Origin of the sequence: Dyadobacter sp. Leaf189 (assembly GCF_001424405.1) — a bacterium.
Lineage (GTDB): Bacteria > Bacteroidota > Bacteroidia > Cytophagales > Spirosomataceae > Dyadobacter.
Genome location: NZ_LMPS01000008.1, coordinates 14,198 through 37,394, shown reverse-complemented (window position 1 = coordinate 37,394; position 23,197 = coordinate 14,198). Strand labels below are relative to the sequence as shown.

Annotated in this window: 19 protein-coding genes; 6 read left to right on the top strand and 13 right to left on the bottom strand. The window is 45.3% G+C overall.

Annotated elements, in window-relative coordinates:
* Positions 1-158: 158 nt before the first annotated feature.
* Together ASG33_RS23245 and ASG33_RS23240 are read left to right on the top strand one after the other, a co-directional pair.
* A complete protein-coding gene (locus ASG33_RS23245; RefSeq protein WP_056291268.1) occupies positions 159-1,301 on the top strand; it encodes a DUF3179 domain-containing (seleno)protein in 1,143 nt (380 codons plus the stop codon).
* Between the two features lie 39 nt (positions 1,302-1,340).
* A complete protein-coding gene (locus ASG33_RS23240; protein ID WP_056291266.1) occupies positions 1,341-3,560 on the top strand; it encodes a TonB-dependent receptor domain-containing protein in 2,220 nt (739 codons plus the stop codon).
* Between the two features lie 88 nt (positions 3,561-3,648).
* On the opposite strand, the gene ASG33_RS23235 is transcribed toward ASG33_RS23240, so the two are convergent.
* The 11 genes from ASG33_RS23235 to ASG33_RS23180 all read right to left on the bottom strand — a co-directional run bounded on the left by ASG33_RS23235 (position 3,649) and on the right by ASG33_RS23180 (position 17,404).
* Positions 3,649-4,218: a hypothetical protein gene (locus ASG33_RS23235; protein ID WP_056291264.1), complete on the bottom strand. Its 570-nt coding sequence runs from the start codon at positions 4,216-4,218 to the stop codon at positions 3,649-3,651.
* 1,119 nt (positions 4,219-5,337) lie between these two features.
* On the bottom strand, positions 5,338-5,874 hold the full coding sequence (locus ASG33_RS23225; RefSeq protein ID WP_082489389.1) for a DUF3997 domain-containing protein: 537 nt from the start codon (positions 5,872-5,874) through the stop codon (positions 5,338-5,340).
* A 101-nt stretch (positions 5,875-5,975) separates the two neighbouring features.
* The gene (locus ASG33_RS23220; protein ID WP_157474934.1) at positions 5,976-6,635 is read right to left on the bottom strand and encodes a hypothetical protein; all 660 of its coding nucleotides are present in this window, start codon (positions 6,633-6,635) and stop codon (positions 5,976-5,978) included.
* Between the two features lie 153 nt (positions 6,636-6,788).
* The gene (locus ASG33_RS23215; RefSeq protein ID WP_157474931.1) at positions 6,789-7,232 is read right to left on the bottom strand and encodes a hypothetical protein; all 444 of its coding nucleotides are present in this window, start codon (positions 7,230-7,232) and stop codon (positions 6,789-6,791) included.
* A 10-nt stretch (positions 7,233-7,242) separates the two neighbouring features.
* Positions 7,243-7,596 carry a DUF4258 domain-containing protein gene (locus tag ASG33_RS23210; RefSeq protein WP_056291254.1) on the bottom strand — a complete coding sequence of 118 codons (354 nt, stop codon included), beginning with the start codon at positions 7,594-7,596 and terminating at the stop codon, positions 7,243-7,245.
* 285 nt (positions 7,597-7,881) lie between these two features.
* On the bottom strand, positions 7,882-8,142 hold the full coding sequence (locus ASG33_RS23205; RefSeq protein ID WP_056291253.1) for a hypothetical protein: 261 nt from the start codon (positions 8,140-8,142) through the stop codon (positions 7,882-7,884).
* Positions 8,143-8,530: 388 nt separating this feature from the next.
* On the bottom strand, positions 8,531-8,824 hold the full coding sequence (locus ASG33_RS25660) for a hypothetical protein (RefSeq protein WP_082489388.1): 294 nt from the start codon (positions 8,822-8,824) through the stop codon (positions 8,531-8,533).
* A gap of 6 nt (positions 8,825-8,830) precedes the next feature.
* The gene (locus ASG33_RS23195) at positions 8,831-14,890 is read right to left on the bottom strand and encodes an FG-GAP-like repeat-containing protein (protein WP_056291251.1); all 6,060 of its coding nucleotides are present in this window, start codon (positions 14,888-14,890) and stop codon (positions 8,831-8,833) included.
* 121 nt (positions 14,891-15,011) lie between these two features.
* Positions 15,012-16,523 (bottom strand): hypothetical protein, encoded by a 1,512-nt coding sequence (locus ASG33_RS23190; protein WP_056291250.1) that lies wholly within the window; start codon positions 16,521-16,523, stop codon positions 15,012-15,014.
* 6 nt (positions 16,524-16,529) lie between these two features.
* Positions 16,530-17,102, bottom strand: a complete 573-nt coding sequence (locus tag ASG33_RS23185; protein WP_229238823.1) for an RNA polymerase sigma factor — start codon at positions 17,100-17,102, stop codon at positions 16,530-16,532.
* A gap of 8 nt (positions 17,103-17,110) precedes the next feature.
* A complete protein-coding gene (locus tag ASG33_RS23180) occupies positions 17,111-17,404 on the bottom strand; it encodes a hypothetical protein (RefSeq protein ID WP_056291248.1) in 294 nt (97 codons plus the stop codon).
* A gap of 143 nt (positions 17,405-17,547) precedes the next feature.
* Between ASG33_RS23180 and ASG33_RS23175 the strand changes: the two genes are divergently transcribed.
* The 4 genes from ASG33_RS23175 to ASG33_RS23160 all read left to right on the top strand — a co-directional run bounded on the left by ASG33_RS23175 (position 17,548) and on the right by ASG33_RS23160 (position 20,544).
* Positions 17,548-17,964, top strand: a complete 417-nt coding sequence (locus ASG33_RS23175; protein ID WP_056291246.1) for a pyridoxamine 5'-phosphate oxidase family protein — start codon at positions 17,548-17,550, stop codon at positions 17,962-17,964.
* A gap of 62 nt (positions 17,965-18,026) precedes the next feature.
* Positions 18,027-19,202 (top strand): dienelactone hydrolase family protein, encoded by a 1,176-nt coding sequence (locus ASG33_RS23170; RefSeq protein ID WP_056291684.1) that lies wholly within the window; start codon positions 18,027-18,029, stop codon positions 19,200-19,202.
* A 64-nt stretch (positions 19,203-19,266) separates the two neighbouring features.
* The gene (locus ASG33_RS23165; protein ID WP_056291244.1) at positions 19,267-20,304 is read left to right on the top strand and encodes an SDR family oxidoreductase; all 1,038 of its coding nucleotides are present in this window, start codon (positions 19,267-19,269) and stop codon (positions 20,302-20,304) included.
* A gap of 12 nt (positions 20,305-20,316) precedes the next feature.
* Positions 20,317-20,544 (top strand): hypothetical protein, encoded by a 228-nt coding sequence (locus ASG33_RS23160; protein ID WP_056291242.1) that lies wholly within the window; start codon positions 20,317-20,319, stop codon positions 20,542-20,544.
* Between the two features lie 410 nt (positions 20,545-20,954).
* Here the strand turns inward: ASG33_RS23160 and ASG33_RS23155 are convergent, their stop codons facing one another.
* Together ASG33_RS23155 and ASG33_RS23150 are read right to left on the bottom strand one after the other, a co-directional pair.
* Positions 20,955-22,589: a murein L,D-transpeptidase gene (locus ASG33_RS23155; protein ID WP_056291240.1), complete on the bottom strand. Its 1,635-nt coding sequence runs from the start codon at positions 22,587-22,589 to the stop codon at positions 20,955-20,957.
* Between the two features lie 20 nt (positions 22,590-22,609).
* On the bottom strand, positions 22,610-23,191 hold the full coding sequence (locus ASG33_RS23150; RefSeq protein WP_056291238.1) for an HdeD family acid-resistance protein: 582 nt from the start codon (positions 23,189-23,191) through the stop codon (positions 22,610-22,612).
* Positions 23,192-23,197: the final 6 nt, after the last annotated feature.

The following is a 23,197-nucleotide window of genomic DNA, read 5'->3' as shown; positions in this document are numbered from 1 at the left end:
ATATATTAGGCAAACGGGTTTGCCATCTGGCGAACCCGTTTCTTTGTTAGTTGTCACCCTGAGCGCAGTCGAAGGGCGTTTCTTTGTTAATTGTCACCCTGAGCGCAGCCAAAGGGCGCTTCTTTGTTTCTTCTGTCAATCAAGAAATTTTTATATCAATGAAAAAGCTCTTCTATCTGGGTGTAATCGGGATTATAATTTACGAAATAGCCAAAGTTTACTTCATCATGCCAATGCCTGGCAGTCAACGCATGAACAGCATTGACCTGGCCTACTTTCTGCATACCTGGCGCTGGGTTTTCCGGATTACGTTCTGGGCGCTGATCCTGGTTGGTTCAGTTGCCGTTTTCAAGACTAAGATGAAGTGTCCGGCTGGCTTGCTGCTGCTGGTGGCATTCGGGGTTACTTATGCCGCTAACTATGAAATGGCAGCGGATACGATGTTTTATCAGCCGGGTACCTTGTTAATGCAAAATGCAGCCGCCAACAAAGTGAGTGCCGACAGGCTGGTGATCGGTGCGGTCGTCAATGGCGAAGCAAAAGCGTATCCCATTCAATTTATTGGTTATCACCATCAGGTACGCGATAGTTTGGGTGGGAAACCCGTGATGGTTACCTATTGCACGGTCTGCCGGACCGGAAGGGTTTTTGAGCCTGTTGTAAACGGTAAAACCGACAATTTCAGACTTGTGGGTATGGACCATTTCAATGCAATGTTTGAGGATGAAACAACAGGAAGCTGGTGGAGACAAGCCAATGGAGAGGCCATTGCGGGCGAGCTGAAAGGCAAAATGCTCCCTGAAATTGCCAGCTCACAAACTTCATTGCGACAGTGGCTGAAATTGCATCCAGACAGCAGGATCATGCAGCCAGACCCGGCTTACCAGGCTAAATACGATTCCATGAGCCGGTACGAAAGCGGGAAAAACAAGTCGATGCTGACCCGCAGCGATTCACTTTCATGGAAGGATAAATCGTGGGTAGTAGGTGTCAAAACCCGTGACGGAAGTAAGGCTTTTGACTGGAACCGGCTGAAAAAGGAGCAGCTTATCATGGATCAGGTCGGATCGGCTCCGGTAGTAGTCATGCTCGCTGCTGATAAAAGGAGCTTTTTCGCTTTTGAAAATCCGCATAAGGAGAATCTCCGGCTGCAAAACGATACGCTTTACAGCGACAAAGCAGCCTATAACTTACTCGGCAATCGCATTGCAGGTACCGGCGACGATCTGAAACCCGTCAACGCTTATCAGGAATATTGGCATAGCTGGAAAACTTTCCATCCCGAAACGGGGCAGTATTGACTTGCTCTTCCATTGATAACCAATTGTATATAGCTGATAATGAAATCTGGTTTTTACCTTCTGATCCTGTTTTTTACAACTCTTACTTTTCATGTAAATGGACAGGATGAAAAAAAGGATACAAAGGATTTTGAAAAAGTACTCGACCTGAAAGAAGTCACAATCGAGCAGCGCAGGAACATCATTCATACAGAGCAACTCCCGGATGTGCATAATACCTACATCATGGCCGGTAAGAAGAGTGAAGTGATCCGGATGGAAGGTGTGAACGGGAATATCACCGAGAAAACGGGCAGGCATATTTTTGCAAAAATACCTGGTGTTTTTGTGTATGATATGGACGGAAGCGGCAATCAGGTGAATATTTCAACGCGTGGCCTCGATCCGCACCGTTCCTGGGAATATAATATCAGGCAAAATGGCGTGATCACCAACTCCGATATGTATGGTTATCCGGCCAGTCATTACAGTCCTGCCATGGAATCCATCCAGCGGGTGGAGCTGGTGCGTGGTACTGCGTCGCTTCAATTCGGGGCACAGTTTGGCGGTATGATCAATTACATTACCAAAGATCCTGATACGACACGCGCTATCACATTTGAAACAATCAATTCAGCAGGCTCTTTCGGCCTTTTCAGCTCTTATAATGCAATCGGGGGCAAGGTAGGCAAGCTGACTTACCAGGCATATTATCAAAACCGGCATTCAAACGGATACCGGAAAAACGCGCGTTCTGATGCGCAGTCGCAGTTTGTCAGTCTATCCTACGAAGTAAGCCGCTCATTGCGGATCAAGGCGGAGTTGGGCAGGTCTAAGTACATTTACCAGATACCCGGTCCGCTGACGGACGCGATGTTCGGGGCGGATCCGCGGCAGTCAACACGTTCGCGTAACTATTTCAACCCGGATATATACATTCCTTCTTTCACGGTCGACTGGAAGATCAATCCCGCTACCCAGCTCAAATTCACGGCTTCCGGCGTTTACGGCGCACGGAACAGCGTCATGTTTGATGCATTCGCCAATGTACCCGATACGATCAGTTCCACCACCGGATCGTATCGCGCCAGACAGGTGGATATTGATAATTTCCGCAGTTTCACTTCCGAATTCCGGCTTTTGCACCAGTATCAGTTTGCCGGGATCAGCAATGTGTTTTCTGCGGGCGTGCAGTTTATGCACAATAACCTGCGGAGGCGGCAGCTGGGCAAAGGTACCACGGGCAGTGATTTCGATCTGACATTAACTGATCCGGTATTCGGCCGCGATCTTTACATGAAGACAAAAAATACAGCCGCATTCATTGAAAACCTCATTTTTATCACTCCGCGATGGACACTGTCGCCCGGCTTTCGGATTGAGAGCGGCGCAACGGATATGACAGGTAAGATCAGCTATTACGATCCGGGCAACCTTCCCAACAGCATCAGGCACAGGTTCCCGCTTTTCGGGATCAGCTCTCAGTACAGGATCAGCAGCAACAGCCGCGCCTATGCCGGATTTTCACAGGCTTACCGGCCGGTGGTTTTTAAAGATATCATCCCGGCTTCTGTGCTGGAAAGGGTAGACAAGAACCTCAAAGATGCGTACGGGTATAATCTGGAAGCCGGTATCAGCGGGAATGTAAAAGGTATTTTGAAGTACGATATCAGTGTGTTCCAGGTGTTGATCAACCACAGAATGGGGACCGTATCCATGCGTGATGAAAATGGAACAGCCTATCTGCTACGGACCACAACCGGCGACAGCCGCACCCGCGGTCTGGAAATGTATTTGGAAGCAACACCATTTAAAACAGATGATGAAGCTGCCTCCGCAGGACTACTTTCCTTTTTTACCTCAACTTCCTATTTCGACGCCAGGTATATCAAGGGAAATGCGGTGGTGAGTAATGAGAATAAAAGCGTGGCGGGCAACAGGGTTGAGGGTGTACCTGCGTGGATTTCGCGGAATGGGGTGCAGCTGGAATACAAAAAGCTGTCGTCTACATTGCAGTACAGTTATGTCAGTTCCAATTTTGCAAACCCGCTGAATACAGTCGAACCTTCGGCAAATGGAACCATTGGAAAAGTGCCGGGCTACGGACTTTTGGATCTGAATGCAACGCTCCGCCTTGGTAAAGCCTATACTTTGCGACTGGGGATCAACAACATGACCGATAAGCAATATTTTACCAAAAGACCGACTATGTATCCCGGAGCGGGTGTCTGGAGTTCTGACGGGCGGAGCTTTCTGCTTTCGGTGGGGATAAAGATTTAAATAAAAGGGAATTGAGCTATATCAGTAATTGATGAGGATAGCAAAATGAGTCCCGAAATTTTATGAGTGTAATAGTCGCTGCAATGTGCTAAAAGCAATCCTGTTCTAAATTCGGCTTGCGACCATCTACGTTACCTTCATCAGTGGCTTGGGTGGGGTAAAAACAGCCCTCTTTTGTTTTAAAAACAACCATTTCTTTCTTGCAGGGAATAGCGCAGGCCCAACCTTCAACAATGCTAAGTTTTCGCTCCTGATCCATTACCTCCATACCATATACGAAAGGGCCGCTGTAAACACTTCCATCATTCCAGTTTTTTCCATTCCAGGCATATTCACGCATCTGCGAAATGTCGAACTTAACAGTACGGTATAAAACAGTATCCTTCCCTGGTGTTAAAATTGTGAAGTTGATGAGCGTCAATACTTCCGAATTAACAAACGGCGCAAATGTATCATTGATACCATCTCCATTAGGCGTAAAAACATTAGGAACATAGATGCTTGTTTTCCGGCTATTAAAAACAACAGGCTCGATTCCGCAGCAGGATTTAAACTCTTCAGGAATCGGCTGCGCAGGTTCGGTTTGTGCAGTGCAGGATTCGAGCTTCAATATGAAGATCGACAGCAAGATGAATGGGAGGGTGTTTTTAAGATTCATGTAATGAAGCCGGTTTTATTGGGTAGTAATTAAAGTGTGTTTCCTGAAATGCCAGATTATATTTCTATGATCATCATTTTAGGTAAGTGTTTTCAGCTTCAATTTATAAGTGAGCTTGTAATTCACACCATAATCCCTTTTTAGCGGGTAGGGAGAATTTTTTAACGGTATGTAGGCAACCCACCCTAAGCCAATTTTGGTGAAAGTATTTCTTCAAGGTTCGGAGAAATAGGAGCCATGCTGTTCGAATTCATATAATCCTCGATCGATTGTAGCAAGTTGAGAATATAGGCGCCTTATGGTTATGTCACGGTGAACAAGCCCATCTGGCCGATGTGACAAACCTGTTTTTGAAAGTTCCTCCCTGTATTTAGGAGGTTGCTCCTCCAAATGCACCGTGGGCTGCGGCTTGCACTGCCAGGCGGACCAAACCACTGGAAATTCCGGCGGTTGCACCTCCAATTACGAAAGAAACGCCTGATGGTATAAACCTACCGCCACGGATACGCCAAACTCTCTCCAATCCCAATTTTTGAATCTACCATTGCTAAAACCAATACTAAGCGAAATGAGCTATTTTATTTGTTTTCTCCTTCCAACTTCAAACTAGCCGGCACTTTTAATTCTCTTCTCTTTGCCAGGTAATCAATTTTAGCTAACGGACCGTACACCTTTTTGTTCTTGTGAGATATAATCCAATAGTTTACCTCGTGTAAGAATATTTTTGATAGTACGGATCATGAATAATGATACTATCTGCAACTAATTCACTGTCAAGCATTTCTTTTTCCGAATTCGTTGGGTAACGTTTTCGATCGGCGCTTCGGAGTTTAAAAGAAATTTGAGATTCATGACCTTTTTTTGGTTGGTCGTTGAATTGCAATAATGAAATCATCATCATATGCGTAGCTCGTAACGTCGCCATAAATACTTTTAAATGAATTTATTGATGGAGATTGGATGATATTTAGTACACCGCCATTATTTACATAGATAAAACCTCCACTTAACTCTTCAGTGTAATTGGAAATGCCACCTCCGCAGCTTATACATGCCGTTTAAAAAAATAGTTTGAAGTTACTCATTCTACTTAAAGATACTCTTAATAAAAATGACATGTTATTCATTTCCCTCTTCCAACTTCAATTCATCTGGTACCTTTAATTCTTTTCTTTTTCGAAAGTATTCCTCTTTTGTTAATGGCCCGTACATTGTTTTATTCTGATGTGAAATGATCCAGTAGTTGGTCGTATTTGCGAAAATGCTTTTGTAGTAAGGGTCGTTCAAGATGAGACTATCAGCGACTCGCTCACTTTCTATCCTGTCATTCGTTGAGTTATATTTATACTTCACGCGATCAGCGTTTCGTAACTCGTACGCAATTGAACCGTGGTATATTTCTCTACTTGGTTGCTGAATAGCTAGTATGAAGTCTGCATTGAACTTATATTCCATAACTTTTCCATAGATGTTTTTTTGACCGCGTATTGGCGTCCGTATATTTTTGAATTCCTTTCCGGAGCTTTCATAGAGAAATCCGTTACCAAGATTTTCTGAATAATCAGACATACCCCCGCATCCTGTAGGTAGCATAGATGAAAAGGATAGGAAATAGATTTTAATTCTTCTAGCAAGGCTTGTGTAGTTCGTATTCATTTGTGGCTTTTTGTTAATATTTTACATTGTGTAGCTGCAATCACTGGGAATATTGAGTTCTTTTACCTGACAAAAATTAATGGGGTAACATCTGCTCAGGACTAGTAAGGTTTATATAATTTGTATAGATTTATCAAGGCTGCACCATTGTAATTTATCCAATAACTTCTACCTGCGGATGTTCCGAAATTGGAGGCAAACCATCCACCTATAACCGTAAAGGTGTTTCTTGAAAAATTGTCAAAATACTTTCGTATTTGTTCAAAATCGTAAAGTCCTCGCTCGATTGTTGCTCTCTGCGCATTAAAACGAGTCATTGTCATCTGACCATGCACCAACCCGTCTTCCGAGTTGTAAAGCGATTGGACCTGTTTAACTCCATTGACCCATCCCTCATCCTTAACCCATCCTAAATCCAGTTTACTAGCATCAATGGTCAATTCTCTACCGCCGCCTTTGCGAAACCACTCATTCGCCTCCCCTAAACTAAGCCTCCCATCCGCTAAAATACGTTTCTGTAATCTGGCCGCCGCACGCTCATCCAATGCATGTGCCGCATGGTTAAATCCTGCGATAATTCCAGCCTGTGCAGCTCCTTTCCAGAAATTACCACCACTCAATTCTGAGACAACGCCGCCAAAAGCTGCGGATGCGCCAATTTGCAGGCCGGTACCTAAACCGGCAGTTGCCGATCCCATTAATGAACCTGCGGCCCCGGTAATAAATCCGGTTTTGAAGGTTCCTCCCTGTGCGTAAGACATTGCTCCTCCAAAGGCGCCGTGTGCTGCGGCTTGCACTCCTGCGCGCACCAAATCAAATCACCCCGCTATCTTCTTATACCCCGCCATTTCAATAGTAGCGCATGTACGCAGAGTGCTACAGAACTAATGCTCCTAGAGGGCATTACTTTATTTTTATTCGGGCTGTATATTTGTTTTCGACTTTCCTAAAATTGGATATTGATCACGAATTTTGTTTACATCATTTATTAGATGGTCAATAAGTTGAGAATCACTTTCAACAGTGAATTTTAACTGGTTTTTAGGTCTTCCCACATTTGCTATTCCTTCCCATAATATCTGACCTGTGGTCTGTTTAGTTCCGATCAGGTACAATCCTTCTTCTATGGTATTGAATTCTATTGTGGCTCCTTGATCGATCGTCGCTATCCGTAGACTTTCATAGAAATACAGGAGATCATCTGTTCTTAAATAAGTTTTGTAAAGTGCCTGGAAGCCAGGTACTACTACTTTAACTTCTCCATCAAGCCAATCTATATCCGAATCATCATCACTTTCGGGATAGCTTCTTTTAAGAATTTTTATTTGAACAAATTTACTTTCGGATCCAATTTTCATATTCATTGTTTTAATTTCTTATAACGGTCATGACATCACCAATTTTATTTGTGATGACCTTTAGGTTATCTTTTATAAATACCGAAGTACCAGGTCTGTTTCCCGGAAATGTAGCTGACGGGTTTTTGATAACGTCAAGTACAGCAGTTGGAGATAGTACACCTCTTAATTGCATTTGATCTAGCGCATGCCCGGTAAATTTGGTTCCATTTATTGTTGCGGGCAAATTTTTGCTGATGATGTTTAATTCGAACCCTCCCCTTCCCACAGGAGTAGAGCCATAGGAGACAACATCTCCGGTACTAGCTCCCCCAAAAGAATTTACAACTGTACCATTCGCCAGCTCTGCATTTACAAAACTCAAATCACCTCCTGATCCGGCAAAAAGTCTCCATCCTTCCGGAGTTTTAACAAACTTTGTCTTTCAAAACCTTGGAAATGCACCCGTTAGACTATTATCGCCTGATCCATTTAAGACATTTTTGCCCTGTAGCTTTGCGGCTATTCCACCGGAAATCCCCCCGGTAATACCTCCAATTGCAGAAGAAACGCCGGATGATATAAACCCTACCGGTATACCTGAGTCCTGATGTTATACTAAATTAGTTGCGAGTCACTTATAAAGGCATTGTAAGTATAGTTTGCAAGTTTACTCTTTTAGGTATGCAATGATTTCTTGTAAACGCTCCTTTGTTAGCTCTCCATTTATTTCTGGATTAGCTAATTCAAATATCATCTCTTGCATCTCTGCTACTTCAAAATCTAAGTCATCCCTTGGCTCGATGATATTAGCCCGTTCTACCAAATTCTCAAAGTTCAGGTTCTCAATAAACCTTTTTAAGAGATTGGTGAAATTGAGCTTACTTATATTTAAAAGTGGCTCATCTGCGTCAGGAGAATATTGTAACAATTCCTTTTGAAACTCTGATAAATCTCCTTTTATGATAACTAAATCAGTTAAATTTATTTTTCTACTTCTCGTGCAACATTATTTAGGTTTAATGTGAATTATACTAACATCGAACGTAAAGGTGGTTTTCCACATCTTCAGTGTTTCCTATTGGATTAATCCGCTTTTGATGAACGTCACTTGACCCCGGTACTTCACCCGGTGATGTAGCTTGAAATAGATAATTTCCGTCGTCCAACAATTGATAGGTTGAACTGCCTTAGTTGAAGTTGTTAGATGCGCATAGGCAGTGAAATAATGACTTGGATAACTCATCCATACATATGTATTGATGATTTTTTTTTCTTTCAGGTCATCTAATGTAGGTAGGGTAAAGTGTACTTTTATTTTAGGTTATTTGATCTTTTGTCATTCTTGCATCAGAATAATATTCCATTTTCACATCTGACAACTCCTTTTTAATTTTATAAGCGATCTCTCTTCCCTCATTATCAAGCTCGGATATTAAAAGGTCATTTTTGAATCCGTCATAATGGGCTTCCTCATACTTTTTTAGCCATTTTCTGAGACTTTCTATAACTGTCGAACTCAATAATAGATCCTCTGGATCAATATAGCCACCACCATAATAATCTCTTATTCCTGTTCCATTCAGCGAAGCATCAACTAGTAGGTATTTCATAAATAATTATCTATTTGGTCTAAAAAATCTGTGATCAATAATACGGTTTGGTGTAAGGCCTATTTCAAAAGTTCCTGCTTTGCCATTCATAGATCCATCCATTTTGAATATTTGGTATCCATTAGTTTGTGTAGAGGGAGTAGTTGATAATATCGTATCATCGAAACTATAAGGGAAGTTATGACTGACGGGATCTTGCACACCTCTCATTCTCACTCTTGGGGCATATTTGAAATTATGTGAAAATGCTTTTATACTAAAGTTGCTTCCTGAGCTATTACTTCCATATCCAACAATCTCCCCCGAGTTAGCTCCCCCAAAAGAATTTACAACTATACCATTCGACAGCTCTGCATTTACAAAACTCAAATCACCTCCCGATCCGCCAAAAAGTTTCCATCCTTCCGGAGTTTTAACAAACTTTGTCTTTCCAAACCTTGGAAATGCACCCGTTAGACTATTATCGCCTGATCCATTTAAGATATTTTTGCCCTGTAGCTTTGCGGCTATTCCACCGGAAATCCCCCCGGTAATACCTCCAATTGCTACTCCAGTGGCCCAATCCTTAAAGGAATAAGGGTCATTAAAGTATGCTGCATTTCCAAGTCCTTGAACGAGTCCACCAGTCGCAGATCCTGCTATTCCCATCACTGCACCACCAGCTACTCCCGTCGAAGCTGCTGCAACCGCAGTAGAACTGAATGCCCCAGCCAGAGAACCAGTAGTTGCATAAACCGAAGCTGCTCCGCCGGTTGCTGCTGTAATAGCACCTGCCGCCGCTCCAATCCCAAATGCAACCAAACCATCCTTGAAGCTACCTATCTTTCCATTGAACGCTTTCAATCCCAGATTAATAGCTCCTCCAACAGCCGCGCCAATAACAATGTGTACCCACTGCCCATCCGGATCGCTATAGACCAGAGGATTATTCTTCGCATAAGAATACCTGTTATAATCCTGCGTACCAAATGCATCCTGCACATAATTATCAACACTCAAAACTCTCCCCACTACCGGATCATACATCCGCCCATTCATGTTGATCAAATTGAAATTCGTCAAATGTTCGTGGCCTGTAAAGCCGCGGTACAAATAGCTGGTAGGTGCCGGCACATTGACAAAGTCCCAGTTGGCGGGGTTACGCAACCTGCCCCAGGCGTCGAAGTTCTGGTCGAGAATGACGGCCCCATTGAAGGCTGTCAATGTCAGCAAGGATCCGAGGTGATCGGTGTAAGTGTAGTAGTATTGGTCGGCGCCGTTTTCGCGGATTACGATGGCGATCAATCCAGCCGGGGAGCTGATGTAGTGCAGGTGCTTGTCGGCGATACCCGGTGTTACGTCCTTTTCATAAGAACCGAAATAATAGTGGATGTTGATCAGCGCAGCATTCTTTTTCATTACTCCTTTCAGCCTCTGGTAATCGGCTCCGTAAGTATAAGTAAGCTCGTAAGGTTGCCCTGAGCCATTTTCGATCAGTTTTTCAGGCTGGTTGAACGCCGTGTAGGTAATTTCCTGCGTCAGCAGCGATATCGCTGTTGTCGGTGATACCACTCCGGTCAATGCATTGGGTTTCGTGGGATGGTAGCTGAATGTGAGGCCCGCATCGCTTTTGGAGCTGATGTTGCCCGATGGCTGGTAAGTGGTTGTCTGTGCAGCTTTGCCTAAGACCGTCGCGGTGAGCAGGCGATTCAGGTTATCGTAGGTGAAGCTTTCTTCTTTGTTTTTGATTGCATCCTTTCGTTTGTCGAGGTTGCCTTTCGCATAATCCCAGATCAGTTCCAGGTTTTGAACGCCTGCCGTGGTAAACTGTTTCGGGATTCCGTAATGGTAAGTGATCGTCGAGGTTTTGCCATTACCCAATGAATAGGCGGTGTTTTGCCCCAGTCCGTTCATGCCGGTATTGGTGTAAAGCGTTACCGAACCGTTGCCGTTTTTAATGGTGGTCGGGTAACCGTTTGCATCATAGGAATGCGTGGTTCCGAAACCCGACGGGTAAAGTACCGAGGTGACGTCGCCATAGCTATTGTACCCGTAAGTAGTAGTGTAGGGTGTTGCATCCACAGTTTGTTTGGACGTCTGCATCCTTCCGAAATTATCGTAGGTAAACTCTTCCAGATTGCCTGCAAAGCCGGTTACCTTTTTAAGCTGATTAGTAGAGGGGCCGCTGCCTGATGGATAGAATTCGTAAATGGTTGCGCCTTCCGGGCCTGTCCGGTTGAACATCCGGCCCAGCAGGTCGTACTGCATGGTGTGGGTTTTGTTGTTTGCATTGGTTTGAGAAGCCAGCTGGCCCAATGCATTGTAGTCGTAGGTGGTTGTTCCGGCGTTCAGATCGGTCAGAGCAGTTTGTCGCCCGTGCACATCGTATTGGCTGCTGGTAATGACCGCTCCGTTATTTACTTCTTTCAGTCCGCCGTGACTGTAATAGGTATAAGTTAGCGCACCGCCATTATCTGCTGCGCTCACGGCTTTGCCCGTTGCATCGGTGCTGGTTGATGTTGACTGCCCGGCTGTGGTGCTGGTCGTGGTCAATATGCCAGCATTGTAGGCGTATGACAATGTGGTGCTGGTTAATGCATTCGAAGTGCTTTTGAGGCGGTTGTAGGGATCCGTTGCATGATAGGTGTTCGTAGTCGTGAGGACAGGTTCACCGGGCTTGACGGGTTGTGTTGCAGTTGCCACATTCCCGCGATTGTCGTATGACGTGGTTTGGGTACTCCATCCGGAGGGGAATGCCTCGGTTTGCTTTTTGATCTCCCTACCCAGCACGTCAAACCAGGTTTTTACATCGGGCTTGCCAGTGTGTGTTACCAGGTTGAACCAAATGGCCCCACTGGCAACATCCCAGCCAAATGAATTGACGACGGTATATCCTTCCGGGAAAACGGTGGTCGCAGCCCGGCCGAAGGCATCATAGGTGAAACTGGTTACCAGGCCGTCGACACCTGTTGCGGTCAGCGGCTTTCCCCATTTGGGATCGTAAGTAGCAGTAGATACCTGCCCAAGTTCGTTGGTCGAAAATTCGGCAAAACGACCTTTGGCATCATACACCATGGAGGTGGCGCGGGCAGCGAGTACCGACGGCGTGACGGTTGACTTTTTCAGATTTCCCAGCGGATGGTATTCTAAAACGGTGTTGACGCTTTTGGGTAATCCGGAGAAATCGGTTTTGGAGGTAAGCTGACCCAGATTGTTGTATCCCATTCCGGTCGTTACGGAAAATGCAGCCTGCCCGCTCCTGGTTTTGCTCGTGGTGACGGATGTAGGCTTGTTGGGGATTGTGCCGGGATAAGCACCATAAATGGTTGTCGTCACGGTCGTTTCGATCCCGTTGTTGTTGACCGTATTTTGGGTTACGTTTCCATAATTGTCGAAGGTGTTGTTAACCAAACTAGCAGTTCTGCCTTCAAAATCATTGTTTTCAGAGCTGCTTTTAACCCGGTGCAGATAACGTTTGCTGCCAGCTGCGCCTTGTTGGACGAATTCATTTATAATGGTGCTTTCGCTGATCAATGTGTTCCCTGCCGTCCAGTAGGTACTATTTTTCTTGGGAGCAGCAACATAGTAGGTTGTATTGAATTCATATTCAGAAACTGAATTTAAACCACTGACCAGATCGAAGCTTGTCATTTTTGTAAATCCAATCAACCCTTTCCCCGCGCGGTGCATTTTAGCGCCTTCGTAGCTGTATACCGAGGTATTTTCACCGCCAATGCCATTTGGAACCACAAATTGATAGACCGCATACGCGGGAAGCTGGACATTGTTGAGCGGGAATGCCGAACCCACTCCTTTGGTATACAGAACCCCGCCATTGGACATCAATTTATAGTCCCACGCAGAGATATGGCCGACCCCATTTGCGGCTTTGTGAAGCAGGTTTTCCTTGCCAGCCGGCTTGAATTTGAAATGTTTGAAAGGATGCGCAAAAAACGATACGCTTATAACTTCGGCGCGGCTGTCGCCATCCAAATCAGCGATGTAAGAAGGGGAGGAAGTAACCGATTCAGCCAGGTCACTCTGAATGCTGAAAAAGTCGTTGCCTCTGCTGTAATAGATATCCAGTTTTGAAGCGCTGAAATTGGCATTGTTTTTACCGTGATAAATATCCGTTTTCCCATCCGCATTGAAATCAGCGAGGTTCACATGATGGTTTTTGTAAGCTTCATTGGTAATATTCGGAATTTGAACCCAGGTAAAGACGGAGGAGATGAAGCCAGCTCCCGTTGACATTGATTTGGTCCACGTAGCTGCATTATCGGTTAATGAACTGCGGGTCAGCAAATCCGTTTTCCGGTCGCCATTGAAATCCCCGAAGTAAACCAGGTGGTTTTTGGTGGGAAAATTGGATGTGTAAATGCGCCTTGCGGCGTTGGCATCCATTGTGAATATTTCGCAAAGATTGTCCTTGATCAGCATCAGGTCACTTTTACCATCGCCATTGAAATCCAGGACATAGATTTTGTCTGCATTAGCCCAATCGGCCACCGGAAATCCAGTCGCCCCGTTGATCGCGATACTTCCGCAGGCACCGCCTTGAATGTAGTTGGTACACAAAAATGGCAGGTAGTTGTTGAAGTCGTTACCGAGAATTGTGATATACTCGTTGATCCCGTCACCGTCAAAATCGCCAGGGAAGAAGTAATTTGCTTTGGGATGTATCTTAAAGTAATTGGGCTGCACACTCCGCCGGTGCTTGACGAATGACTGTGCTGCATTGACGCTCTCATAAATGATCACACTATCCAGCTTCTGGTACGCACCTGCGTTGGTAACTTTCAATGTAAGAATGTCATCCAGCCCGTCGCCGGTGTAGTCGCCAGCCAGAATGTTGTAATCATTAGGGATTTTCTCTCCACGGATCAATGAGTAATTGGGGCTTAACTTGAATTTTGGTCCTTTCGAAAGCAGCGGCGTATTTGGCTGCGATAAATAAAGGGAAAGAGAATCATGGTAATTGACATACGGAATCCCGGAATTGACTGATTTGGCCGTGAGCGCGTCTGATTTTCCGTCGCCATTAAAATCCCCGAAGAAAAGATCATGTGAAGCAAAGTTCCCGCTGGTAGAACTCGCATTTTCAAACGGGACAGGAGTGTCCCCATATTTAAAAATAGTCGAGTTGAGGCTGCTTCCGTCGGATCCTGACTCAATCACTTCCCGCAAATACGAATTGATATTGTCCCAGCTATACTTGAACAGATAACTCTTGGAAACAGCGCCCTCTGCTGTCACTGTTATTTTGTCGAGTAAATATTTACTGGTAACAAGTGAATTCGCCAGGAACTGACCATTGATATCCGCCCTGACTTTGTATTCAAATTTTATTTTATTGTAAGGCGCGAGTCCTGTTACCGTATTCCCGGTGTAGTTGATTTCATCTATTCTGGAATCGCGGTCCGTGAAGAGGTATTTGAAATCAATGTAGTTGCCGTCGGGATATTTAATGCGGTTCATCCGCCAGAAAAGGATATTCGTATTCGTCTCGTCCATTGCCCGGGAATCGGCCGTATTGCCGTATTCCATTTCGATCCCTTCTTTGGTCACTACTTTGAACCACGCAGGGCCGGTGCCGATGATGCCATTGGACGTTACTACCGAGAAATCCTGGCTTTCGCTTCCGTAAGTTGCGCCGCTGGCGCCGTAAACGCCCGATATGCCCATGAGCATCTGGCCATCCAATGTGAATCTGTCGTTGTCAGATAAGTCCACCGCTGTGACCTGACCATGGTGGTAAATGGTCTGTCCCGCGCGGGAGATGATTGACAAACCTGCGATGTTCCAGCCACTTCCCAGAAGTCCGTTTCCGACAGAAGATTGATAATCAATGGAAATGGAAGGCGCCACCCCGTTTGTGCCAGGCGGAACCGCAACGGGGATGGAATAGGTCGCACCGCCGGAAGACGAAACATTGCCACTGCCTGGCACGCTACCCACAGGTAGCGCCGGATTGATTATTTTCGTAAAGGTCTGACTGGTATAGAGTGGGGTAGTGTAGTCTACATTTTGCGAGAATGCGTGATTTTTAAAGAGTAGAAGGAGAGTTAACAGGTAGATTTTCTTCATTTCTGTGCATGTTGTCTAAAGAGATTTGACTGGGACTTAGTCCATGCACGGAAATAACAAAAGCGGATTAAAGTATTTTTAAAGAATGAACACGCGGCAGGATTGAACGATCCTCCGGCTTTTACAAAAACATAAACCGCACGAAAAGCTGTCCATTCAATGCTTTAACAGCAGAACCCTGGAAGCGGGAAATGTTGGTAACTGGTAAAATCACATTGAAGCCCGCCTGTAAACGTTTCGCATTGTGACCGGGCTGAAAAAGGAGACCGGCTTTTAATGTGACTTGTGAAGGTTTCATAAATCCTTCGACCTCCTTTTTCGTGGAAGGAATTGCAAGCGGTCCGTTCCATTCGCGGTTTTGCCAGTTCCGGGTGGTCTGCCTTATTAATGCACGTGAAAAAAGCGTATAACCCACGCCGCCGCCCAGGGAGAATGCGCCTGCTATGCGGTGATGGTATTGAAGGGAAAACTGGATGCCCGTGGCTTTGATCAGCTTGTAGTTGTAATAAATGAGAGACGAATCGCCAAAAGCAGGATCGATTACCTGCAATGCAGTTTTGTTGTTTCCAAAATAGGTTTGCCGCGCTGCTGCCGTGAAAGTCAGCTGCTGCGAATTCCACGATCTGGAAATTACAAGCGCCGGGATCAGCAGATTTGCCGGTTTACTCACAGAATCTTTTCCCGCAAAAAGATAGTCTGTCTTCGCAAACGGGCTGTTAAGGCTCCATTCAAGTCCGACGTGGAAACTGCCGGGTTCTTTCTCTTCTGGTTGAACAGGTTTTTTTGCTGTTTGCCGAACCGCTATTCTGCTATCCAGGTTGAGCTTCTTACCATCAAAATGTCCCTTTGTACCAGAGATCTGGCGGATATTGATAGCCAATCTCGAATTGTCTGCAGGCTGCTCTGGGTTACCCGGGGCTTGGTCTAGTAAATTTCCGTTGCTTCGATAGCGGTCGTTTTGCTGGCGTTTCCTGGTTACATACACCGGATTGGCGCTGTTTACGAAAGTACGTGAAGCCGGGCTTGAAGCAGCAAATGCAGGCGCATTGTCAGGATGTCTTCGAGCAGGCTTGATGTTTTTTTGCCGCTCATTCAAAGCAGGTGCATTGGTAGTTCTTTCAATTTGAAACTGAGTCTTTTCCGAAGATTTTAGCTGGGATAGCTTTTTATTTTCGGGTGTTAAACTGCTGCTTTGCGGATTTGCTTCTTCATTTTGCCCAACACGCACATCCGGGTTCATTTGTTGAACAGCTACGGGTTTTTCATTGCTATCTAATGTAGTTTGCTGCTGGGTTGAAACGGTATCTTCTGTAGTCCTTATTTCGGCAGGTTGCGCTTGTTTGAATGTAGGTTTAGTATCAGCGACATTGGGGGATAATGCGAGTTTTACGACCAGCACAGCGGTGATAGTTGTGCTGGTCAGCGCAATAGCTGCCCATTTTAAGCCTCCGAGCAGCTTGCCGCCAGTCGCTCCGCCGGCAGGTGAAATACCACCATTAGCAGGAGCTGAACCGCTGACAGGCGCAGCGCCGAGCATCCCATTCAGGTTTGCCCATGCTTCGTCAGCCGGGATTTCCGGCTCGGGCAGCTTGTCCGTCAGGTACTTGTTGATATGTGCGTTTTTCTTGCTCACAACTGCTTACAGGTATTTTTCCAGTATTTTCTTCAACCGCGTCCTGCTTTCGCTTAAATGCCATTTAACAGTTCCGGTACTAATTGCCAGGGCTTCCGAAATTTCTTTTACCGAAAATCCCTCAAGATAAAACAGCCCGCAGATCCGGCGTGTAGCCACAGGCAATTGGGCAAGATAAATTTGAATGTCGTTTGCGGATAAGGTTTCAAGAGGGTTATCTGCGGATTCAAAGCCCATGCGGTCATCAATCTCATCATAGTCAAATTGCTGCGTTTTCCGGTTCCGCAGGAGTGTTAATGCCGCATTTCTGACAGCTGTGTAGATCCAGTTGAACAGCTCGCCTTTGGCCGCATCGTATTGGTCAATATTCTGGAAAACTTTCATCATCCCATTGTTCAGCGCTGTAAGTACATCGTGTTTTTCGTCAAAAAAATTCTTACATAACGCAAAAAGCACAGGGTAAAAACGCCGGTAGAGTTGTTCCTGACTCTGGCGATCCCTGCGCCGGCAACCGGCCAATATTTGATCCAGACTATTCAAATGAAATAAATAAAGCAGGGCGCAGCATTCGCGGCCCACCGCACTGACTATTTTTTAAGAGAATCGGTTGCAATGGAATCATTTCGAACCGAGTCTAACGGAATAGAATCTGTCGGGATTGAGTTTGTAGGAATTGAATCTGTTGGAATAGAGTCTGCCGGAATAGAATCCACCGGAAACGTTGGAATACTATCAGGGTTTGCCACGCCCGAAGAATCCTCCCGATTAGCGCGCGCTGCATCTGCCGACGGCGTTACCTTGTTTATTTCATTACTGTCGCAAGCCGCCAGGTTCAACAGAAAAAGTGCTGCTGCAAACACAAGAATTTTTTCAGTTTTCATGATCAATATTTTAAGGTGTGTAAAGATGATCAGGTGTATCCTGTCAATAATATAAACTACAAGGCAACGGGCGGAGGTTGGGTGCGGTTGAAAAAAATCTCTGGCACTATTTTGATATCTGATATCAGAAAACAACTAAAAACATGGCAGATAAGACTTTGAAAGATGTAGCCGAGATCATGAAGGATCTTGACATATGTATGCTCACAACCACTACGACCAATGGTATGCTGGCTTCCCGGCCAATGAGTAATAATCGCCAGGTGGAGTACGACGGCAATTCCTACTTTTTTACGTGGGAGGGTTCGAGGATGGTGAGTGACATTGAAATGGATAGTGGGGTAAACCTCAGTTTCAATGGGGACGACGATATCTATATCTCAATCGCCGGCAAAGCAGATGTTACCCGCAGCCGCGAGAAAATGGAAGAACATTGGGTTGAAGAGCTGGAAATGTGGTTTGAAGACGGGCTGGATACCCCGGGCATTGCGATGATTTCAGTCGCTGCAAAACAGATCAAATATTGGCAGGGAGAAGAAGAGGGCGAGTTGAAGTTGTAAGTTTTTCAGTAAATATGTCAAAGGCGGTGGTTTTCTTAAAAGAAAGAAAATCATCGCCTTTTATGTTCAGATACCTGCCCATATTCCTCCTTTTTAGCTGCCTGACTACCGGTCGCGCGCAGAACTACGACGAAACCAAGGTTCCCGCCTACACCCTTCCGCCTGTTTTACAAACGGCAGCAGGTAAGGAAGTAAAAAACAAGAATACCTGGGAGAAGTCGCGGCGACCTGAAATCCTGAGGTTGTTTGAAGATAACATTTATGGACAAATGCCCACTGCTATCGATAGTAGCAGGTATTCGGTGGTTAAAGAAGACAAGACCGCAATGGGCGGAAATGCCACTTTGAAGGAGGTGACCATTGATGTTTTTAAAAATCGCAAATCAGTCAGGATCAATCTGACGCTTTTTGTGCCGAACAAACGAAAGGCTGCTTCTCCGGTTTTCCTGCTGATCAACAACCGGGGGAAGAATCTGACCGATCCTACCCGTGAGAAAAAGAGCGAATTCTGGCCGGCGGAAATGGTTATCGACAGCGGATTTGCAGTGGCCGCATTTCACGTAAGTGACCTGGCACCAGACGATAAACAGGATTATGTAAATGGTGTTTTGCAGTTGTACCCCGACCAGCTTGCAGCTGATAATGGCATGAAAGCAATCGGTGCCTGGGCATGGGGCGCAAGCCGGGTGCTGGACTATTTTCAAAAGGATCCCGATATCAATGCAAAGAAAGTTTACGTATTGGGGCATTCCAGAGGCGGAAAAGCCTCATTATGGGCGGCAGCACAAGACCAGCGTTTTGCAGCTTGCATAACAAACTGCTCAGGCAACACAGGCGCCGCACTTGCGAAAAGGCAATTCGGAGAGCGGATCAGCAAGATCAATACTACTTTTCCACATTGGTTTAACAACAACTATAAGAAGTTCAATGACAAAGAGAGCGAGCTGCCCGTGGATCAGCACATGCTAATCGCGCTTGTTGCGCCGCGTCCGGTATATGCAACCAATGCGTCGAAAGATCTCTGGGCTGATCCTACCGGAACATTCCTCGCCCTCAAAAACGCGGAGAAAGTGTACGCACTTTATGGTAAAAAGTCTGCGTTGCCAGCGTCTCCGCCCGCAGTTGAAAAAGTAATTGCCACGCCGCCACTTGCCTATCACAATCGCGAAGGAATCCATGATATGACAAATTTCGACTGGATGAACTTCATTGTCTTCGCCAAAAATCTTGAAAATTAAAGCGGAACTACCCTGCGGCATAGATATTTAGCCGGTTGCTGTTTCATCAAGACATTTTTTCAAAATGGATCAGCAAACAAAATTGATTTCCGATTCGGGAAAACTGGGTTTATATGCCATTGCTGCAGTAGGTCTTATCGCAGCCGCCAGGAGTGTGTACAAGCGGGTTACCCGTTATGATTTTACTGGAAAAACGGTCATTATTACCGGCGGAGCGAGGGGGTTGGGCTTGCTTCTGGCGCGCGGCCTGGCAGAAAAGGGAGCTAATCTGGTGATTTGTTCAAGAAACCCGGAGCAGCTCAAAGATGCCGAACGTGAACTGACCGGACTTGGCGCCAATGTACTCGCGATTACCGCCGACCTAAGTGAACAGCAGGATGCCCAGCAAGTGGTAGCAGCGGCAGCTGAAAGATTTGGGTCCATCGATGTGTTGATCAACAATGCGGGTACTATGATCGTCGGTCCGCAGGAATCAATGGAAATCCAGGATTACAAAAAAGCAATGGATGTGAATTTCTGGGCGGCATTGTACATGGTCAAAGCTGCATTGCCGCATTTGAAGCAATCCGAAGGCCGGATCGCCAACATCTGCTCCATTGGCGGAAAGATTTCAGTACCGCATTTGCTGCCTTATAGTGTTAGCAAGTTTGCTATGGTCGCGCTGTCGGAAGGTTTGCACGCGGAATTGAAGCGGGATAAAGTGACGGTAACAACCGTGATACCTAATTTGATGCAGACCGGGAGTACTAAAAACGTATTCATAAAAGGTGATCACGAAGCCGAATATGCGTGGTTCAAAACAATGGCTTCTTCTCCGTTATTTTCCCAAAAAGCGGAGAAATCGGCAGCGCAGATTATTGAAGCGATTGAATATGGAGAAAATGAGGTCATATTAACGGCAAGTGCGAAACTGGCAGTTGCATTGCAGGGCGCTAACCCTGGACTGGTTTCTGCACTTTCGGCTTCTGTAAACAATTTTATGCCCAAAATGACCGAAGATGGATTCGAAACCAGGAAGGGTTCTGAGTCAGAATCTGAAATATCGGAATCTGAAGTAAATTGGCATACAGATAAAGCAGCAGCAACGAACAACGAACTTTAACCCGGTCAGGCTATGAAAAACGGCAATCTCCCCGAAGACCAATCCCTGGTTCTTTTTACGGACATGAATGGAATTCCACGCGAAGGAATTTATAAAAAAGGCTCAAAAGCTTTCGTAGAAGCAGTTGGCGACGAAGGTCCCGAGGATACGGGCAATATCTATCCAGAGGAAGATATCGTATCATGGGAATACCTCGAAAAGCGCGATAAGCCTAACTCTGATATTATGGTGATTCTGTAAAACAATCATCCAATTCAGCAAAAAACGGACTTAGCATTAAAGCCAAGTCCGTTTTTTGATTTAGCGGGCCCACCTGGAATCGAAGCGGATCGCCGCCCCGGCAGTCACCTAATGATTATGAGTACAATAAAAAGGACTCACAAGTTTTATAATCTGTATTGCAAGTTTATTGCAACCACTACCAAATGACAAGAAATCATGGGTGCTATAACAGTCAATTTATTCCTTGATAAACGTACTTCAAGGAGATTAGCTTCGAGTTGTTTGCACACGAGATAAGCACCAGCTGCCCCGCGCAGTTTCCGAGCTACACCAAAAGCTGGATACTATCCAGGACCTTCTTTTAGAATCCCGACAAATCCTACCGGGAGCCATCCAGCTCATAACGATTTCCCAAGCAGCTGATTTTCTTAACCTTTAAGTGAGTCGAACAACCTTTCGGCCATTTTTTGATCGTGCCCATAAATGTCCTTTCGGAAATTAACTTTGCCGTTGTGGTCGACCCAAGCAGTAAAGTAACCGATGAAAACAGGTATTTCGTTGCTGCCACGAAGACGCACATATTTCTCTTTGCCGCTATTCATCGCTTTGGTTATTTTGTCGGTTGTCCAGGTTGAGTCATTGCGCAGCAAAAACTCCGCCAGTTTTTTGGGCTCCGATAGCCGGATGCATCCGTGGCTGAATGCGCGCTGTGATTCTGCAAACAAGTTTTTCGAGGGAGTATCATGCAAGTAAATATTGTAACTGTTGGGAAATAGAAACTTGACCAGCCCTAAGGAATTGGACTTACCCGGCTTTTGCCGGACACTGCCTCCGTTCCACTCCATATTGTGCCGCGCCAAATAGTTTTTATTGCGTTTGATGCCAGGCAAGATTTCATTTTTCAATATGCTGGGTGGAACATTCCAGTAAGGACTAAATACGATCTGGTTTAGCTTGCCCGAAAAGATGACCGTGCTATGTGCCTGTGAGCCTACCACAGCATTCATACTGAATGCCAGCTGCCCTTTTTCATACATATGCAGCCGGTATTCAGGAATATTAACCAGTATATAATCTGTCTCAGGAGCCGCCGGCACCCATCTGATCCGTTCCATATTAATGAGCATTTGGCGGATCCTTTCATGCACGGGCACATTCAGTTCCTTGAAGAACGCCGCGCCGATCTGCCCCGATGCTCTAAGCCCCATTCTGGTTTGAAACGAACGTACGCCATGAAAAAGGGTGGAATCAAAAAGATTGGTTGAATCTGCCTGTTTTAGGTCTTGGAGCAATGCCAGCCGTCTCTTGATTTCAGGTATTTCTGCGGATGAATCGCCTAATTTGAGCGTTTTAACTGAATTTAAAACTTTCCAGTCTTGATTGGCAAGCGGATGATAGATTTTAAGTTGCTCTGTAAGCAGGTTATACTGGCGATTGACCGGTTCATACGAAGCCAGATTTGCCCCTTTGTTTTTCAGCAGGGAATCCAAAAATTCAGCTGGATTAACCTTTTTACGGGGTATAAACCAGTCAAGGTCCTGAATGTTGATACTCCTGTCGCCTGAATAGGCCTTTTGGGTATACTTGAAAAAATGTTCCGTTAGTGCCAGTTCAGTCTTAATTACAAGCGTATCTGATGGGATGATGTGATTTCGTAATCCCAATGAATCAATGCTTGCCAAAAGCGCCGGATCATAGAGAGAGCTATCACCTGAAACGTAGATATAGTCATTTTGCAGGGCCAGAAATGTAGGCACAAACTCGGCCATCCCATCAGGGAAAAACCAGGCAAATTGATAGTTTCGGCGGTTATAAAAGCTCTGTAATTTGTTGACCAGGCTATCATCCGCGCTATGTGATTGAACAAAGTTAGCCAATGCAGTAGTGTCAATGAAAAGTTCAGTAAATGAATTCTCAATTTTGATTGACGTGTCCCTTTTGGCAACTTCGGGCTGCTTTTTCTCTTGCTTTGTCTGACAGGAAGCGAGCATCATCAGCATCATCACAAAAACGGGCGATGCGTTTATGCGGCTAACTAAACGTACTGGAATTTGGTCCCACATATTATTAAAATCTCCGTCGTTCAGGTGTATATTTTATCATTGATCCACCATTGAGCATTCTTAATGAGCATACCGAAATGGACGTAAAATGCTCCTACTGCCAATAAAGCAAATGCTGTCCAGATAACCAACCTGTCCTCGCTGAACAAAGGATTATATATATTTACCACCGAAAAGAAACCTCCCGTTATTGCCCAAAGCGATAACCATGGCCAATCATTTAGCCTTTTCTTTTTGGCTTGAAAAGAACGGGCAATCAGCAGCACACTGCGCATCAAAAGCCAGACTCCTGCAAACAACGGAAGAGAGATAGCGGCCAAAATGGGGTTGGTTATAAAAATAAGTCCTAATATAAGATCCAGAATTGCTCCTGTCAGAAACCATCCCCAGCCTTTGAAATACCTTCTGTTCTCTATGCAAAAGGAGGCTTCACAAATCCCACTGATCAACAGCATAGCAGAAAAAAAGATGCTCAGCTCATCGTAGGTGACGGACGGGTTCCGTGCCACATATACGCCGGAACCAATTAAAGCAATTCCCGAAAACATGAATATCCACCAGTAGTGAATGGGGTGCTGAGCTTGCTTGATAATATTTGTCATTCCTGT